The sequence below is a fragment of the Cellulomonas sp. KRMCY2 genome, from assembly GCF_000526515.1.
Taxonomy (GTDB): Bacteria; Actinomycetota; Actinomycetes; order Actinomycetales; family Cellulomonadaceae; genus Actinotalea.
In genome coordinates this window covers 949,006-964,394 of sequence record NZ_JAGF01000001.1, presented here as the reverse complement: position 1 = coordinate 964,394, position 15,389 = coordinate 949,006, and the positions used below count along the sequence as shown (strand labels likewise).

General features: G+C 69.2%; 14 protein-coding genes and 1 pseudogene. 8 read left to right on the top strand and 7 right to left on the bottom strand.

Going from position 1 to position 15,389, the window contains the following annotated elements; translation table 11 throughout:
- Positions 1-263: 263 nt before the first annotated feature.
- Entirely contained in the window at positions 264-1,532 is a 1,269-nt protein-coding gene (locus tag K415_RS0104730; RefSeq protein ID WP_024285947.1) for an MFS transporter, read from the bottom strand.
- Positions 1,533-1,735: 203 nt separating this feature from the next.
- Here K415_RS0104730 and K415_RS0104725 point away from each other — a divergent pair, with 203 nt between their 5' ends.
- Positions 1,736-2,752 (top strand): LacI family DNA-binding transcriptional regulator, encoded by a 1,017-nt coding sequence (locus tag K415_RS0104725; protein ID WP_024285946.1) that lies wholly within the window; start codon positions 1,736-1,738, stop codon positions 2,750-2,752.
- A 339-nt stretch (positions 2,753-3,091) separates the two neighbouring features.
- Entirely contained in the window at positions 3,092-4,189 is a 1,098-nt protein-coding gene (locus K415_RS0104720; RefSeq protein WP_024285553.1) for an IS110 family transposase, read from the top strand.
- Positions 4,190-4,485: 296 nt separating this feature from the next.
- On the opposite strand, the pseudogene K415_RS23305 reads toward K415_RS0104720, so the two are convergent.
- Both K415_RS23305 and K415_RS22505 read right to left on the bottom strand, forming a co-directional pair.
- Positions 4,486-4,734: pseudogene (locus tag K415_RS23305) on the bottom strand (integrase core domain-containing protein); the annotation flags it as partial.
- Positions 4,735-5,133: 399 nt separating this feature from the next.
- A complete protein-coding gene (locus K415_RS22505) occupies positions 5,134-5,514 on the bottom strand; it encodes a hypothetical protein (RefSeq protein WP_024285944.1) in 381 nt (126 codons plus the stop codon).
- Positions 5,515-5,746: 232 nt separating this feature from the next.
- On the opposite strand from K415_RS22505, the gene K415_RS0104705 reads away from it, so the two are divergent.
- Positions 5,747-6,355, top strand: coding sequence for a shikimate kinase (locus K415_RS0104705; RefSeq protein WP_024285943.1), 609 nt, complete (start codon positions 5,747-5,749; stop codon positions 6,353-6,355).
- Between the two features lie 168 nt (positions 6,356-6,523).
- Here K415_RS0104705 and K415_RS0104700 read toward each other — a convergent pair whose 3' ends face one another.
- Complete coding sequence (locus K415_RS0104700) at positions 6,524-7,126, bottom strand: hypothetical protein (protein WP_051480395.1); 603 nt, start codon at positions 7,124-7,126, stop codon at positions 6,524-6,526.
- Between the two features lie 229 nt (positions 7,127-7,355).
- Here K415_RS0104700 and K415_RS0104695 point away from each other — a divergent pair, with 229 nt between their 5' ends.
- Positions 7,356-7,889, top strand: coding sequence for an ATP-binding protein (locus K415_RS0104695; protein WP_081784884.1), 534 nt, complete (start codon positions 7,356-7,358; stop codon positions 7,887-7,889).
- Between the two features lie 62 nt (positions 7,890-7,951).
- On the opposite strand, the gene K415_RS0104690 is transcribed toward K415_RS0104695, so the two are convergent.
- Positions 7,952-8,446: a GNAT family N-acetyltransferase gene (locus tag K415_RS0104690; protein WP_029663164.1), complete on the bottom strand. Its 495-nt coding sequence runs from the start codon at positions 8,444-8,446 to the stop codon at positions 7,952-7,954.
- Positions 8,447-9,144: 698 nt separating this feature from the next.
- On the opposite strand from K415_RS0104690, the gene K415_RS0104685 reads away from it, so the two are divergent.
- From K415_RS0104685 to K415_RS0104675, 3 genes are all read left to right on the top strand, one after another.
- Positions 9,145-9,603, top strand: a complete 459-nt coding sequence (locus K415_RS0104685; RefSeq protein WP_231494824.1) for a hypothetical protein — start codon at positions 9,145-9,147, stop codon at positions 9,601-9,603.
- Position 9,604: 1 nt separating this feature from the next.
- Positions 9,605-9,832 (top strand): helix-turn-helix transcriptional regulator, encoded by a 228-nt coding sequence (locus K415_RS0104680; RefSeq protein WP_024285938.1) that lies wholly within the window; start codon positions 9,605-9,607, stop codon positions 9,830-9,832.
- A gap of 105 nt (positions 9,833-9,937) precedes the next feature.
- A complete protein-coding gene (locus K415_RS0104675; protein WP_155859363.1) occupies positions 9,938-10,930 on the top strand; it encodes an NAD(P)-dependent alcohol dehydrogenase in 993 nt (330 codons plus the stop codon).
- A gap of 1,369 nt (positions 10,931-12,299) precedes the next feature.
- On the opposite strand, the gene K415_RS0104665 is transcribed toward K415_RS0104675, so the two are convergent.
- Together K415_RS0104665 and K415_RS0104660 are read right to left on the bottom strand one after the other, a co-directional pair.
- Positions 12,300-12,884: a maleylpyruvate isomerase family mycothiol-dependent enzyme gene (locus K415_RS0104665; protein ID WP_197024667.1), complete on the bottom strand. Its 585-nt coding sequence runs from the start codon at positions 12,882-12,884 to the stop codon at positions 12,300-12,302.
- Positions 12,881-13,714 (bottom strand): metalloregulator ArsR/SmtB family transcription factor, encoded by an 834-nt coding sequence (locus tag K415_RS0104660; protein WP_024285935.1) that lies wholly within the window; start codon positions 13,712-13,714, stop codon positions 12,881-12,883. Before K415_RS0104660 ends, K415_RS0104665 begins: the two co-directional genes overlap by 4 nt.
- 9 nt (positions 13,715-13,723) lie before the next feature.
- Between K415_RS0104660 and K415_RS0104655 the strand changes: the two genes are divergently transcribed.
- On the top strand, positions 13,724-14,965 hold the full coding sequence (locus K415_RS0104655) for a serine/threonine protein phosphatase (protein WP_231494823.1): 1,242 nt from the start codon (positions 13,724-13,726) through the stop codon (positions 14,963-14,965).
- The last annotated feature ends 424 nt before the right edge of the window (positions 14,966-15,389 follow it).

Here is a 15,389-nt window from a genome sequence, read left to right as displayed (position 1 = left end):
TGGTGGGGAGGCGGCCCGGGCGGAGAGCCTCCCCACCAGGTCTTCGCGGGTCGGCGGCGCGCAACGCCGGGTTCCGAGCCCGGGTGGAGCAGATGAGTGCACGGGTGAGCGAGATGACCCACCTGATCCCCGTCACCCGCGCTCACGCCTGCGTTCGGGCTCAGTCGTCGCGGCTCACGTGGAAGTGACCAGCTGACGGCGTTGCCGTCGGGGTCGCGGCCGCGCCGGTGGTCCACCTGTCGAACGGCACTCCGGCCGGCGCATTACGAATACACATGACCCGCTGCCGATTGGTCCGCGGACTCGTTGTTGGCGGACCGTGTCACTCTGCCGGAGAGCACGCGTGAGGACACCATGACGAGCAGTCCGGCGGCGGGCACGACGAGCAGGCCGAGGCGGAGGGAGGACGCATCGGCTATCGCGCCGACGACGGGGGGCGACACAAGAAAGCCGACCCGCAGCAGCCAGCTGACGATGGTGAGTCCCGTGCCACGTCGAAATCCTGGAAGTTCGTCGGCAGCGTGCATTGCCGCCGGGATGAGAGTCGCGACACCGAGGCCGGCGAGACCGAATCCGACCACCGTCCCGAGGACCGTGGGGACGGCCAGGGCAACGCCCATCCCGACGAAGACGACCAACCCACCCGTGCGTGCCACCGGGCGCTGGCCGAAGCGGTCGACGAGCCGGTCGCCGCAGATCCGCCCGACGAACTGCATCCCCTGGAGGGCAATGAAGCCGACGCCGGCGACGAACGCCGATGCCTTCAGGGAACCCGACAGGTAGATGGCCGACCAGGAGCTTCCCGCGTCCTCCACGATGGCACCCGACGCGGCGATTACCACGAGCGCGGCGAGAACCCCGTACCTGGCGAGCAGTTCCGGCCTATGCCTCGAGCGAGGCGACCCGACGTCAGGAGCCAAGGCGGGCTCGAGGTCGACGGGCTCTGCACCGGGCAACAAGAACCAGTTGGCGGCCACGGCCATGAGGCTGAAGAGCACGGCCGAGCCGGCGAGCTGCAGCGCCACGGGCACGGCGAGCTGCGCGGCGACCGCGCCGAGAACCCCGCCAAGGACCGCCCCGACGCTCCACACCGCGTGGAAGGAGTTCAGGATCGACCGTTTGTAGAGCCTTTGGACGCGTAGCCCGTGCGAGTTCTGAGCGACGTCGGTGATCGAATCCATCGCTCCGGCGAGGAAGAGCCCTCCGGCCAGTGCGATCCAGGCGGGCGCCACCCCGGCGATCAGGATTCCGACCGCCGACAACACGGCTGCAACGATCGCCACCCTGGCCGAGCGGAACCTGCGCACCAGCATCCCGGCCGTCAAACCGGCGAGAAGTGCGCCGAGGGGGAACGCGGCGACAGCGAGGCCGAACGCGGCGTTGCTGAGGTGGAGGCCGGCCTTGACCTCGGGGTACCTCGGCAGGAGGTTGGCGAAGATGGCGCCGTTGGTGAAGAACAGCATCGCCACGCCGGCGCGGGCGCGGACAGCCTCCCGGGGTGGTCGCTGAACTGGAGTCGTCGTGGAGGTCATCACGCGGAAGGTTCCTTCTTGAATAGTTGACGTGGCTGGCTGCTACCCGTCCCGCTGGAGACAACCGAGGGCACGAGGAAGCCCTTACGCGTCCGTACGCACCAGCGTGACCGGCGCGATCGTCGTGAACGTTCACGGCGATGTGACCTGCGTCGCGGCGCGACCGTGAACGTTCACGGCGACGCTACCAGTACTGTCAGTTCATGGCAATCAGCGTTGCAGCGACCACCATCCTTGACGTGGCCCGGGTCGCCGGCGTCTCCCGACAGACCGTGACCCGAGCCCTCAACGGTCTTCCCGATGTCAGCGCCGCAACGCGCGAACGGGTTGTTCGGGTTGCCCGTCAGCTGAACTACCGCCCCAATCGCGCCGCGCAAGGCTTGGTGCGTGGTCGCGATGTGACCATCGGCCTGGTCATGGAAGACCTTCGCAATCCGTACTATCCCGAGCTCGCATCGGCACTGAGCCGCATCGCTTCGGAGCAAGGTTGGAGTGTCATCCTGTGCGACATCGGAGACGAGGAAGAAAAGGCTCGCGCTCGGCTCGAGTCGATGGTGCAACGTGTTGACGCGCTCGTGCTCACAGGCTGCCGTACGGATACCATTGGACTACTTCCCGAGGATGCCCTTCGCGGAAAAGCTCTCGGCATTCCCATCGTCATCTTGGATGGTTCGTCGGACGATCAGGTGGATGCCATTGTCGAGATCGACTACCAGGCAGGCGTCCGTGCGGCCCTCGATCACTTGACGGCGAGCGGACGTTGCCGGATCGCCATGATCGATTCGAGCCACATTGCCTCGTCGCGGCGCGAGTCGTACCGCGACTACCTGCACGAGCACGGGCTGCCCTGGACCAGTCGATCCGAGTTCCGCGCAGACGAAACCCATGAGGGCGGAGTCCGCGCAGCTCAAGAGCTGCTCGGTCACTACCCGGAGGCGGACGCGGTCCTTGTGTACAACGACGTCATGGCGATCGGCGCGTTGAAGGGGTTCGCGCGGGCCGGGACTGCCGTTCCCGGTGACATCGCGGTGGTGGGCACGGACGGCTTGGATATCGGGACCCTTGTCACACCGGAGCTCACAAGTCTCTCGATCGACAAGACGGCACTCGCACAGCATGCCATCGAGCTCGTTGACAACATCCTCTCCGGCCGGGCGCCTGCCGGTTCGCGTGAACGCCGTCGCATCGGCCTCACGCTGGTGGTGCGCGAGTCCGCCTGATCGGCCGGTGGCTGCTTGGCCCTCAGGACAACCACAGCGGGCGGCAGGCCACCGCAGGAGGACGCGCGTGTCCGCCTCTGGCACCAGCTGGCCCGTGCCGGCATCGACCATCAGGACACCCGGGCACCGCCCACGAGCCGGCGGGTGACCCTCGTCGCCACGCGTCCGTACGGCGGGGGGCGTGGAGCTCGCCGAGGAACTCGCCGAGACCGGACTAGACGGTATGGAGTGACCGCCCGGGTGTGGGTGGTTGCGGGCCGGGGCCTCACTCACGCAATCTCGTGGGTTACCGAGTAGGGGCTGCCTGCTCGGCCTATCCGACATGTGTGGGAGGCCCCGGTGTTCTCTGAGCGTACGAGTGTGGGGCTCGACGTGCACGCACGGTCGGTCGCGGCGGCTGCGATCGATGGCGTGACGGGCGAGCTGTTCCAGGCGAGGTTGACGCCCTCGCACGAGCACATCCGCGGGTGGATAGGCGCGTTGCCGGGTCCGGTCGCGGCGACGTATGAGGCCGGGCCGACCGGCTTCGGGCTCGCGCGGGCACTGAAGGCGGACGGGATTCGGTGCGTGGTCGCGGCTCCCTCGAAGTTGCAGCGACCGTCGGGGGATCGGGTCAAGACCGACGCCAGGGACGCGGTGCACCTCGCCCGGCTGTTGCGGCTGGACGAGATCACCGCCGTGGTCATTCCCTCCGAGGACCAGGAGGCGGCCCGGGACCTGGTCCGGGCGCGAGAGGACTGCCGCGGGGACTTGATGCGAGCCCGGCACCGGCTCTCGAAGCTGCTGCTGCGCCACGGGATCGTCTACGACGGCGGGCAGGCGTGGACCGGGACCCACGACGGGTGGCTACGACGCCAGCACTTCGAGGCCCCGGCGGTGCAGATGGCCTTCGAGTCCGACTACGACGCCGTGCTCGCCACCGATGCGCGCCGCGACCGGCTCGACGCTGCGATCACCGCGATGGCCACGGACAGCGAGTTCACCCCGGTCGTGCGGCGGTTGAGCTGCCTGCGGGGTGTCTCGACGTTGACGTCGTTCGCCCTGGCGGTCGAGATCGGTGACTGGCACCGGTTCACCGGCAACACCATCGGCTCCTTCGTCGGTCTGGTCCCCAGCGAGCACTCCTCGGGGGCCCGCCGGGTGCAGGGCTCGATCACCAAGACCGGCAACACCCACGCCCGTCGGCTGCTGGTCGAAGCAGCCTGGCACCACCGGGCCCGCTACCGACCCGGTGCGACCATGTTGGCCCGCTGGGACCTGGCCTCACCGGCTGCCCGCGCCCGCGGTGACGAGGGGAACCGGCGTCTGCACGCCCGCTGGGTCCGGTTCGACGAACACCACAAGCGACCCGTGATCGCCAACGTCGCCATCGCCCGCGAGCTCGCCGGCTGGTGCTGGTCACTGGCCACCCTCGAGGACCACACGACGGCCCGCTGAACCACCAGGCCCACGATCTGACTCCTGACCCCAGACCGGTAGCAGCGCGTGGAGCGACCCGCGAAACTCCTATGAGCAACGAGCCCCCAGGCTCGCGACGCCCGACTCTAGACCCGCGATCCGCTCCTGCCGAACAGCCCGTCCTGCGGTAGCCAACCCGCGCATATCAGTCTGACCGCGCGTCGCCAACGACACGCTCACCGGACCCCGGGGCCACAGAGTCAACAAGGAGGCGCCGCCCAGAACCCATCCGGGCGGCGCCTCACCCTGCCCACTTGACAGCGGGTCCCTCCATATCAGGTGTTCTGGCTCATGACGTTGGTGACGCCTGCGTGGAGGCGTGAGGCCGGGGGCTGGTCGCCGGCGGCGGTGTGGGGCCGATGGTAGTTGTAGTGGACGTTCCAGATCTTGATCGCTGCGGCGCGTTCGGCCTCGCTGGTCCAGATGCGGGCGTAGAGGAGCTCCTCGGCCAGGATCCGGTTGTATCTCTCCACTTTGCCGTTGTGCCGCGGGGTGTGCGGGCGGATGCGCTGGTGGCGCGACGCGACGGTGATCTCGGATTCCTCGACGGTGCCGCGACCGATGATGATGGCGACGTAGCCCGCCGGTGCGCCCCCGGCCCTGGGCCGCAGGACGTAGGCGCCGATGCCGTGGGTGCTGGTGAGCTCGTGCATGGCGGCGACTCGTGAACGAGCCTCGGCCTCAGTGACGGTGCTGCCGCCCCGTGCGGTGAACAGATCGGCGAGCCACGCCGCGTCGGCGAGCGTCTCGCGCGTCAGGATGAACCGCCCGGTCGCGAGTTCGGGCGGCATCGGGGTGAACGTCACCCCGATAGTCAACAGCCCCAGGTGGCACGCGGACATGCCGCCGTCCGCGCTCCTGCCGATGTGCGTGCGCCTCGGGCAGCCTTCGACGGCGTTGCTTCACCGGAGCCGCGTCCAGCCTTACTCGCCGGCCAAAGGTTCCGACGGCGGGTGCACGAGGGCGTTGAGTAGGTCGTGTAGGTCGCCGCCCTCGTTCAGGATGCGGCTGCCCTGTCCGTCGGTTGCAGTCAGGGCCAGGTCGGCATGCGGAGGCCCGTCGATTGCGCGCACTCCGTCGAGCACCGACAGCACGCCGAAGAGCGCGCTGTGACTCGCATCACGGACTACCTCAACCACGAATCGCTGGTCCGCCGCCGGAAGGCGCGCGAACCACTCGTGGAGGGTCACCGTCCGCGCATGGGGGCTCCGCCCAGGTGGAGACTCGAGCGCAGAAACGACTCCCTGCACCGTGGAGTCGAAGACGGTCAAGACCAGCGCTGAAACGAACTCGTCCGGACTCACGCCTACATCCTGCCCCGGATGCCTGATCTGTTTGGCAGGTTGGGGCGGTGAGCGCCCGCACACCTCGCCGGGCTGACCGATGCACGCTCATGCGCGTTGAGGGCGGCTACGCTCGCCCGGATCTGCCGCACTCCGCGCTCGTGCCGAAGAGTGGACGTCCAGCCCCTCGGCGAAGCCGCCGGCTGCCCGACGGCTTCGCCGGCCGTAGGTGCCTCCGTGCGACGATGGCGGCGTGGATGGCGTGCCTGTCTTGGTGCTGGTCGGACCGGCTGCGGTCGGTAAGTCGACTCTGGGGGCGCTGGTCGCCGATCGCCTGGGGGTTCCTTTCGTCGACGTCGACGAGTTGGGTGACCAGTACTACGTCGAGGTCGGATGGAGCATCGACCGGCTCGTGGAGCGGGCCACGGCTGTAGGTCGCGTCGCCGCGGAGCGAGAGTGGGAGCCCGCGCGAGCCCATGCGGTGCGTCGTGTGCTCGACGACCACCCGGGTGCAGTGGTCGCGCTCGGCGCTGGGCATACGAGCTTCACCGATCCCCGCATGGCGGGCAAGGTCAGCCGTGCGCTCTCAGCGGTGCCGCACGTCGCGCTCATCTTGCCGTCGCTGGATCGCGACGACGCACTCGTCGAGCTGCGCAGGCGATCGCTCGCGACGAAAGGTACCGATTGGGTCGCCTCTGGACATGACTTTCTTGCCGAGTGGCTCGACGACAAGGCCAGCCGACGGGTGGCAACACTCGTCGTGATCACTGACGGGGAGGCTCCTGGCGCGACGGCTGGGCGACTTCTCGATCATGTACGCAAGAAGATCCCGCCAGACCAACGCGTCGCACCACAGTCATAGCCGGCGCTCATCCCCTGGCCGTCACCGCCCGCGTGGGCCCTGGGAGCCCGGATCTGCCGCGATTCGCGCGGCCCTGCCGATGTCCGGGTGGCGGGCGGCTGCTGTCGGCGGGACGGTGCCGCTGTGCGACGCGCGACGCCGCCTTCGGGCGGTCGGGTGGATCCGCCATCATCGGCCCGCTTCCGTCGGCACGCTCCCGTCCCAGCGCCAACGGTCCTGCCGAGGTCGGTCGCCCAGCGGCATGCGACCGCACGAGTAGAGCAGCACGTCGGATGGATCCCCGGAGGGAGCGGCGGGGAAGAGGCGACGAAGGACGTGATCAGCGAGTTCGGCGGGTGGACGCCAGGTGGTGGTGGGGACGAGCCCACGGATGATGTCGTAGGTGTGGACGAGAGTCTCGGCGATCCCCATGGCTGCGAACCCTTCAGAGTCGGAGACCCCGTAGATGTGGTAGCCGCGATCTTTCGCGTCGGCGCCAACGGCCGCCCGGCGAAGCAGCTCCCCATGGACCACGATGGCGTCGAGCAGGCGCGGGACGGTCGCCTCAGAATCGAGGGCGAGCTCGGTACTCAGGTAGTCCGGGCCTGCGCGGCCGTAGACGAGCTGCACGGCGTAGAAGTACAGATCATCGGCGATGTGCAGCGCGGTGTCCCAGCAGCTCCAGTCGAGGTCGCCTGCTCGGGCCGCGCGCCAGTCGAGGTCCGTGTGGGGCTCCAGCGCCGAGACACAGGCGGCTGTCGCCGCGGGAACGAGGTCCGCCAGGGTGCCCACTCCATCAGCGAACCGGACCGCTCCGGGATGCGCAAGCGATCACACGAGGTCGACCGCGCTGCACGACCAGTCATGCAGCCGCAATCAGAGCGACCCGCCCCGGGCACCTACCCGAGACGGACCGGCCAGCCAGCACCCGAGCATCACACAGCCGCTGCCCGCACCTGTGCCGAACAGCGGTAGCCGAAATTGGGGCGGAGACGCCGTCCTTCCGGGGCATGCTTCAGGCATGCTGAGCCCACGTGCTGGGGACGGCGATGAAGCCGTGGCGGTCGTTCAAGTAGTCCGGGATCACCGCTCGGGTGGGCGGCTCGTGATCGTCTGCGGTTTGCCCGGGAGCGGCAAGACGACGCTGGCGAAGACCCTCGCGGCCGAGATGCCCGCAATCCGGTTCGGGCCGGACGAGTGGATGGATGCCTTGGGCGTCAACCTCTGGGACACCGACGTCAGGGCGCGGGTCGAGGCGCTGCAGTGGTCGGTGGCCAAGGAGCTGATGGCGCTCGGCGGGTCGGTGATCATCGAATGGGGGACGTGGGGTCGAGGGGAACGTGAGGCACTGCGCGCCGAGGCTGTTGCGTTGGGCGCCGCCACAGAGCTGGTCTACCTCGATGTCGACGACGACGAGCTCTGGAAACGGATCCAGGGCAGAGGGCTCGAGGACCCTCCCGTGCAGCGCCCTGACCTACGTGCGTGGAGAGGACTCTTCGAGGCGCCGGACAGCGAGGAACTCGCCCGCTACGACGCCTCATCGACCCCGACCTGACGCACGCTCAAGCCGCGTTGACGATGGTCCGGCTCGCTCGCATCGATGACGGTCGTCGAGGATCAGCCGGCCGGCCTCTCGCATGCGAACCAGAGAAGTTGCCCCTGCTCGTCGGACGTCGCGCGTATCCGGTGGAAGCCGCCGAGCTTGTCGAGGACCCGCAAGGATGCCGCGTTCCAGGGCCGGATGGTTGCCCAGACTTGTCGGCGGCCCGTTGCGAACGCGGCCGGGAGCACGGCGCTCGCCGCTTCGGTGGCATACCCGTTGCCGTGTGCGTCGGCCAGAAGCTCGTAGGCGATCTCGGGCTCCTCGACGGTGCCGCGACCGATGATGATTGCGGCGTAGCCCGCCGGTGCGCCCCCGGCCCTGGGCCGCAGGACGTAGGCGCCGATGCCGTGGGCGCTGGTGAGCTCGTGCATGGCGGCGACTCGTGAACGAGCCTCGGCCTCAGTGACGGTGCCGCCGCCCCGTGCGGTGAACAGATCGGCGAGCCACGCCGCGTCGGCGAGCGTCTCGCGCGTCAAGATGAACCGCTCGGTCGCGAGCTCGGTCGGCATCGGGGTGAACGTCACCCCGCAAGTCTGCTGCCTTGGGCGACGCGCGGTCACAGCCGCCGACGGCGCGCTCGCGGGGCCGTGATGCGCGACCGACCTCTGCCGCCCGCCGCCCGCCGCGGGCCTCAACTTCTGATGCCGGGCGCCTGCTAGTCCACCAAGGCGCGTGGGTCGTCAGCTTCTCTACCATGGTCGCGACGTCGCGGTGGGGGTCACCAGAGACGAGCCTGGCGCATGATCGACATCGAGAAGGCTGCCAGATGGCTGCCAGAGCCGCCCCAGCCGGCCGGTCGAGCCTGCCCGACAACCCCCTGACCAGCAAAAACACAGTGGGCCCCGTGGGGCTCGAACCCACAACCTACGGATTAGCAGGTAGGGCATCAGAACGGGCCATCGCCGACTATGAGACACACTGCTGGCCTGCGCCTTCGCATCAGCGAAGACCATCTCGCGTCACGCGCGTTCACAGTGCACATCAGTGACACACAAGGGACGGCCGCGCCGCCTTCGGGCAGGGGACGCGGCCCGTAGAACTCGCGGGGTTTCACCCGAGACGGCACGAGGCCTCGCGGGTGTGCCCACGCATGGCGCACCCGCGCGACGGCGAGGGCTTCGGTGTGTCGGGGCGGCGACCACGGGTGACGGCTCGCGATGGATGTCACAAATTCTTGACATCCATCGCCACACGCCCTACTGTCGTGATGTCAAAGATTTTCGACTTCCAGGACGAGGCGGTCACGGTGTCGTACGAGGAGCGAGGCGCCTGGGTCTACCTCGTCGCCGTTGTCGCGACGTTCGCCGGCTACGTCGCCGTGGTCCTCGGCCGTGCGGGCGGGGGTGCGCCGGCCGATGCCGACTACGTCGCCCCGCTGCTGTGGTCCCTCGGCATCTCGATCGCCGTCACCATCATCGGGCGCATCGTGCTGGAGATCGTCCGGCCGGGCGACGGCACCACTGCCGATGTGCGGGACAAGGAGATCGCCCGGTCCGGGGACAACGTGACGGGCATGGTTGTGGGCTTCGGGGTGCTCCTGCCACTCGCCCTGGCCCTGATCGAGGCCGACCACTTCTGGATCGCGAACTCCATCTACGCGGTGTCCGCGCTCGCCGCTGTGGTCGGCACCGCGGTCAAGCTCGTGACGTACCGCCGGGGCTTCTGACGTGGTCAAGCCCACCCGGGTCACGAACACCGTCCGCGACCTCCGGGCAGCGCACGGCGAGATGACCCAGGCCGAGCTGGCCCGCCGCATCGGCGTCACCCGCCAGACCGTCATCGCTATCGAGCAGGGCAGGTACTCCCCGTCGCTGGAGGTGGCGTTCCAGATCGCCCGCGTCTTCGGCGTCGGGCTCGACCAGGTCTTCGCCTACCCCGAGGTCGGCGAGCACTGACCGCACCCGCCTGACTGCATCCACCCGAACCCACCTCCGCAACGCCCGGCACGCGAGGAGCACCTCGCGGCCGTGATCCCGCACACCCTCGGCAAGGAGCCCGTCATGACCACCGAACCCCTCCCGCGCACGATGACAGCCTCCGTGCACCGCCGCTACGGCCCGCCCGAGGTGCTGCACCCCGAGCAGGTGCCCGTACCGGCCCCGCGGCCCGGCGAGGTGCTCGTACGCGTCGGAGCGGTCGCCGCGAGCGCCGCCGACGCAGCCCTGCGCGCTGCGCGGCCGGCCATCGCGCGCCTCGCGGGCGGGCTGCTGCACCCGAGGAACCCGATCCTGGGCAGCGAGGTGGCCGGCGTCGTCGTCGCGCTCGGGGAGGGCGTCACAGCTGTCGCCGTAGGGGAGCGGGTCGTCGGCGCGACCGGCGCCCGGATGGGGGGGTACGCCGAGTGCGTCTGTCTGCGGGCCGTTGGCATCGCCCGGGTGCCGGACGGCCTCACGCTGCCCGACGCGGTCGGGGTCACCGAGGGCGGCCTCACTGCGCTCCCGTTCCTGCGGGACCAGGCGCGGCTGTTGCCCGGTCAGCGCGTTCTCATCAACGGTGCGTCCGGGTGCGTGGGGGCCGCCGCGGTGCAGCTTGCGGCGGACCTCGGTGCCGAGGTGGTGGGGGTGTGCAGTGGCCGCAGCGCCGAGCTGGTGCGATCGCTCGGGGCCACCGAGGTGATCGACTACACGGCCGAGGACTTCACGGCTGCACGCGGCGCGTACGACGTCGTCTTCGACACGGTGGCGACCAGTTCCTTCCGGCGCTGCCGGCGGGCACTTCGCCCCGGCGGCGTGTACCTGACGACCGCGCCCAGCCCGGTGGCAGCGGTGCAGAGCCTGCTGACGCGAGGGGCCAGGCGGCGCGTGCGACTCGCCTTCACCGGCCTGCGGCCCCAGGCGGACAAGGCGGCCGACATGACCGTCCTGATCGGACTGGCGGTGGAGGGCCGCATCCGGCCCGTCGTGGACCGCACCTACCCCCTTGCCGACGCCGCGGAGGCCCACCGGCTCGTCGACTCCCGGCACAAGCGCGGCACCGTGGTTCTCGTCCCCTGACCCGGAACCGCCCACCCCGAGGTCAAGGAGGGGGAGCGTATCCACGCAGGGGCCGTCGACGTCCATGTTCGTCCGGATCTGTCGACCTTCGACGTGTCGACCTGCTGCGGACCGTCAGGGCCCGCAGAGTTGCTCGCCCGAACTCCTCGGGCCTCTGACCAGCACAAACACAGTGGGCCCCGTGGGGCTCGAACCCACAACCCACGGACTGGCAGGTAGGGCATCAGACCGAGCCATCGCCGACCATCAGACGCACTTCTGGCCTGCGCCTTTGCATCAGCGCAGACCATCTCGCGTCACACGCGTTCACGGTGCACATCAGTGACACCCAAGGGACGGCCGGGCGGCCTGCCGCCAGGCGACGCGGCCCCGTAGCGCTCGCGGGGTCTACCCCGAGGCGCCCCGTCGTTCCCGGCTGCTGGAAGCCGGCCGACCCGAGTGGCACCGTGTTCGGGCGTAGCAGTCGAGGTTCAGCTCATCCGGGCGGTGCGTCATGGCGTCGACGCCCGCGGCGACCACCTGGACAAGATCGAGAATTGGGCCCGCCAAGGAACCCATCGTGCGGGCCTCTGGCTGACCCTCGTGAGCGAGCGACCTGACGGGCCGCGGGGACCTGCCGGGGTGCAGCTAGGGCGTGTCTCCCAAGTCCCTGGCCGAGGGGAACTTGAGATCGTCGAGGGTCGAGGGTCGAGGGGTCGAGGGTCGAGGGCCGAGGCGGCGTTCGGCTCGACGATGCACGGTTGTCTCTGGGTTCGTGTTGTCGACGACGAGCCGGGCGCGTCGCCACGGCTCGGCTTCCCGGAAGTAGATCCGATGCGCGCCGAGGTACCGCTCGAGCAACGACGGCTCAAGTGGTGCGCCGGCGCGTGCCGCCATGCGCCGCTCCGCTTCGCTGAAGGGGATCGCATGGAAGATCGAGTAGTCCCAGACGGCTCGGAGTTCGTCGCGATGCAGGAACGTCCCCTCCACCGGTACGACCGCGTCGGGGGCCGCCTGACGGGCCTCGGCGAGGAGCGGGCGCCCAGATGAGCGATCGAAGGTGCCGGGCCGGTAGATGCCCGACCCTCGCGCTCGCAGCGGCGCAAGCACGTGCGCGACAAGCCCTGCGTAGTCGTACGTGTCGAGCCAGAACCCCTCGGGCGAGTAGCGGCGCGGGCGTGCCGGATCTCAGCGGGGTTGAAGAAGTCGTCGGCGTGCACGAGGACGGTAGGACGCGACGTGATGGACTGGGCAAGCTCGGCGAGCAGGGTGGTCTTGCCGCTGGCGCCGATCCCGTCGATCGCCACCAGTGCGCGCGTGGGTGGCAACTCGCCGAGGATCGTCTCGGCGAGTCCGGCGACGAAGTCCGCTCGAGCGACCCCCGGCATGGCTACCTCCGTCCCTCAAGGCGCGACTTGGGAGACACGCCCCAGCTGCTCGGTGCCGACACGGGCACCGTCTGACGTCCGAGGAACCCGGCCAGTCGGTCGCTGGGCGTCGCGGTGGCGGGAACATCGACGGCAGAGGCGAAGTTCGAGCCGCGCGCGTCGTCGGTGATCAGCGACGACGCGAGCGCCCAAACGTCGTTCGCCAGGTCCGCCGGGGTCAGATGGTCGCTGTCCCGGGCGACCCCGATGTCCCAGCCGTGCATGGTGAACTCGATGGCCCCTGCTCGAGCCGCGGCCTGTGCACGTTCTTTCTCACTCGTCGTGGACAGCGTGGCGGCCAGGCGTGTCAGGGACTCGCCGACGATGGACACCGGATCGGGGTCGTCGGCCCGTGCCGGTTCCGGCAGGGCCAGGTCTCCGGTCTCCACCAAGGCGATGAGCCCGTCGGCGACATCGGCGAGATGGAGAACGACCCTGCCGGCGTCCCACTCATCGCATGGTGTGGGCAGCCGCAGGTCGTCGCTCGTGAGATCGCAGACGACCGTCTCGGCGTACTCCATTGCCCGGCGAAGCAACTCGAGGCTCATGCGGTCTCGACCTGCGGTACGTCCCATGGCGCGGTCCCCAGCACGTCACCGGTCTCCAGCAGGGACTTGAGGTTGGCGAGCACCGCGGGCCACCCGCGCGAGATTCCGTTGAGCATCTCGACGTTGGGGAGGTTCTCGTGGGTCACCGTCAGCCGGACGATGCCCTCGTGTGGTTCGACGACGAACCTGACCACCGACGGTCCGCCGGCCCGCTCCTTGTCGGAGTCCTCGAACGTGATCGTGAGCCGGGTCGGCGGTTCGGCTTCGAGTACGGTTCCCGCGACATCGACGGCGTTGGAGCCATCCACTCGGCGGTGCTCCCAAGGCGAACCGACCTGCCAGTCGGAGACGTTGGCGTGCCCCCAGTAGCGTGCTGTCAGGTCCGCGTCGGTCAGGGCCTGCCACACCTGCTCTGCGCTTGCCTGGATGTAGGTCACGTAGACGTACGTCGGCACGGCTGTCGCCGCTCCGGTCGCCGTCGGGGTCGTCGTGGTCTCGGTCATGGCGTACTCCTCTGCTTGATGCTTGATGCTGCTCAGGGCGGCCAGCCGGGGCGCGTCGTACGCCGCGATCCAGCGCTCCCCGATCTCGTGGATCGGGGTGGGGTTGAGGTAGTGCAGTCGCTCTCGCCCTCGTCGTACGACGGTGACGAGGTTGGCCTGCACCAGCTGGTCGAGATGCTGCGTCGCCGACTGACGCACCATCTCGAGGCTGCGGCAGAGCTCGGTGAGCGTCTGACCGTCGTGGTGACGGAGGCGGTCGAGAAGCAGGCGACGGGTCGGATCGGCCAGGGCCTTGAACACCGGGTCGAGGGTCCACTCCTCTGTCATGGATCAATCATGCAGGGGTTTACCTGCATATGCAAGAACGCCGTCAACCTGGCGCGTGGTGACTGTCAGCTCTGGAAGTTCCCTGCACGAGTCACCGGGCACGGCTTGAGGGGGAGTTGGCATGTCGGCGCGGAGCGGCCGAAGGTCGCGGACACGAACGTGAGGCGGCCGCTGTCTCACGTTCGTGTCCGGATCCTCAGTGGCGGGCAGAATGGCGTGATCCTCACCACCCGACGTGTCCGTCACGACCTCGTGTCGGCCTCGCTCGCAGCCCGCGACGACGACGAGCTGGCGGCGTTCCTCCACGCCGCACCCACCAGCGCTGTGGGCGTGGGCGGTGGCTCCTCGGTGCTCGACGTCGACGGCATCATGGTGTTCGCCAAGCGGATTCCGATCACCGACCGGGAACTGGCGCATCCGCACAGCACAGCGAACCTCTTCGAACTGCCGACCTCCTGCCAGTACGGCATGCACCGCCTCGCCGGCCCGGGCTTCGGCGCGTGGCGCGAGCTGGCCGCGAACATCACCGTCACCGAGGGAGTCCTCGGCGGTGAGTCCGAGTCCTTCGCCCTGCTGCACCACTGGCGGGTGCCACCGGGCCGCCCACCTGTCGCGTCCGAGCACCGGGACATCGAGGCGGTCGTTGCCCAGTTCGGAGGCGACCCGGCGGTGCGGATCCGCTTCGAGGAACTGGCCGACGCGGGCTCCAGCCTCGTGCTCCTTCTCGAGTACCTTCCCGATCGGCTGCTCGACAGGCTGAACGACCCGGTGGGCAGTGCCGAGACGTTCGAGCGGCAGCTCTTCGAGGCCGTCGCCTTCCTGCGTAGCCGCGAGGTGCTGCACATGGATGGACACTTCGCCAACATGCGGGCAGACGACGATCGGATCTACCTCGTTGACCTTGGGCTGGCCACATCGCCTCAGTTCGATCTGTCCGACGCCGAGCGCGACTTCGTCGCGCACAACATCGACCACGATGCGGACTACGCGGCGATGCGACTGGTCAACTGGCTGGTCACCACGGTGTGTGGGGTGCCGGTGCCGACCAGCGGTGGTCCTGCTGCACGCAACGCATACGTGAGTCGGTGCGCGAGCGGCGACATCCCGCTGGACGTGCCGGCGGCAGTGGCGGGCATCCTCGCCCGTCACGCTCCCGCTGCGGCCCAGATGAACGACTTCTGCTGGCGCCTGGTCGACGGCGACATCCACGCGCAGTATCCCGGGCCCATCGTCGGGCTGCAGCCAAGGTAGGGCGACAGGACCAGCCGCTGATCTCGAAGGCGCAGCGAGGTGCCCAGAGCTGACTCTGGATCGGCGGCTGAGCGACGCCGCGGACACGCTCACGCGCATCGGACACGTCCGATGCGACCCCGTACAGGAGCGCCTTGCACAGCCTCCAGGGCGTCGATGCCCGCGAGCGGTGCCTCGCGCTCCAGGCCGTCCGCCGTCCCCTCTCGGACCGGCCTGGGGCGAGCGTCTAGCAACACACGTGAGTGACAGCCCGACATGGGACGCACCAAGAGCAGTGTCGTTGCAGGTCATCGCATCAAGTGGGCCCCGTGGGGCTCGAACCCACAACCTACGGATTGAAAGTCGCTTGTGGTGGGAGATGGGGCGCCTGGTCAGGGTGCCGAAAACTGGCCTGACCTGCGGCGATGCCTTCCGACACTTCTCA

Coding starts and splice junctions, on each gene's coding strand:
- K415_RS0104730 (WP_024285947.1), bottom strand. CDS start 1,532: ATGACCTCCACGACGACTCCAGTTCAGCGACCACCCCGGGAGGCTGTC.
- K415_RS0104690 (WP_029663164.1), bottom strand. CDS start 8,446: ATGCCGACCGAGCTCGCGACCGAGCGGTTCATCTTGACGCGCGAGACG.
- K415_RS0104695 (WP_081784884.1), top strand. CDS start 7,356: ATGCTGAGCCCACGTGCTGGGGACGGCGATGAAGCCGTGGCGGTCGTT.
- K415_RS0104660 (WP_024285935.1), bottom strand. CDS start 13,714: ATGACAGAGGAGTGGACCCTCGACCCGGTGTTCAAGGCCCTGGCCGAT.
- K415_RS0104665 (WP_197024667.1), bottom strand. CDS start 12,884: ATGAGCCTCGAGTTGCTTCGCCGGGCAATGGAGTACGCCGAGACGGTC.
- K415_RS0104685 (WP_231494824.1), top strand. CDS start 9,145: ATGTCAAAGATTTTCGACTTCCAGGACGAGGCGGTCACGGTGTCGTAC.
- K415_RS0104725 (WP_024285946.1), top strand. CDS start 1,736: ATGGCAATCAGCGTTGCAGCGACCACCATCCTTGACGTGGCCCGGGTC.
- K415_RS0104675 (WP_155859363.1), top strand. CDS start 9,938: ATGACCACCGAACCCCTCCCGCGCACGATGACAGCCTCCGTGCACCGC.
- K415_RS0104655 (WP_231494823.1), top strand. CDS start 13,724: ATGCAGGGGTTTACCTGCATATGCAAGAACGCCGTCAACCTGGCGCGT.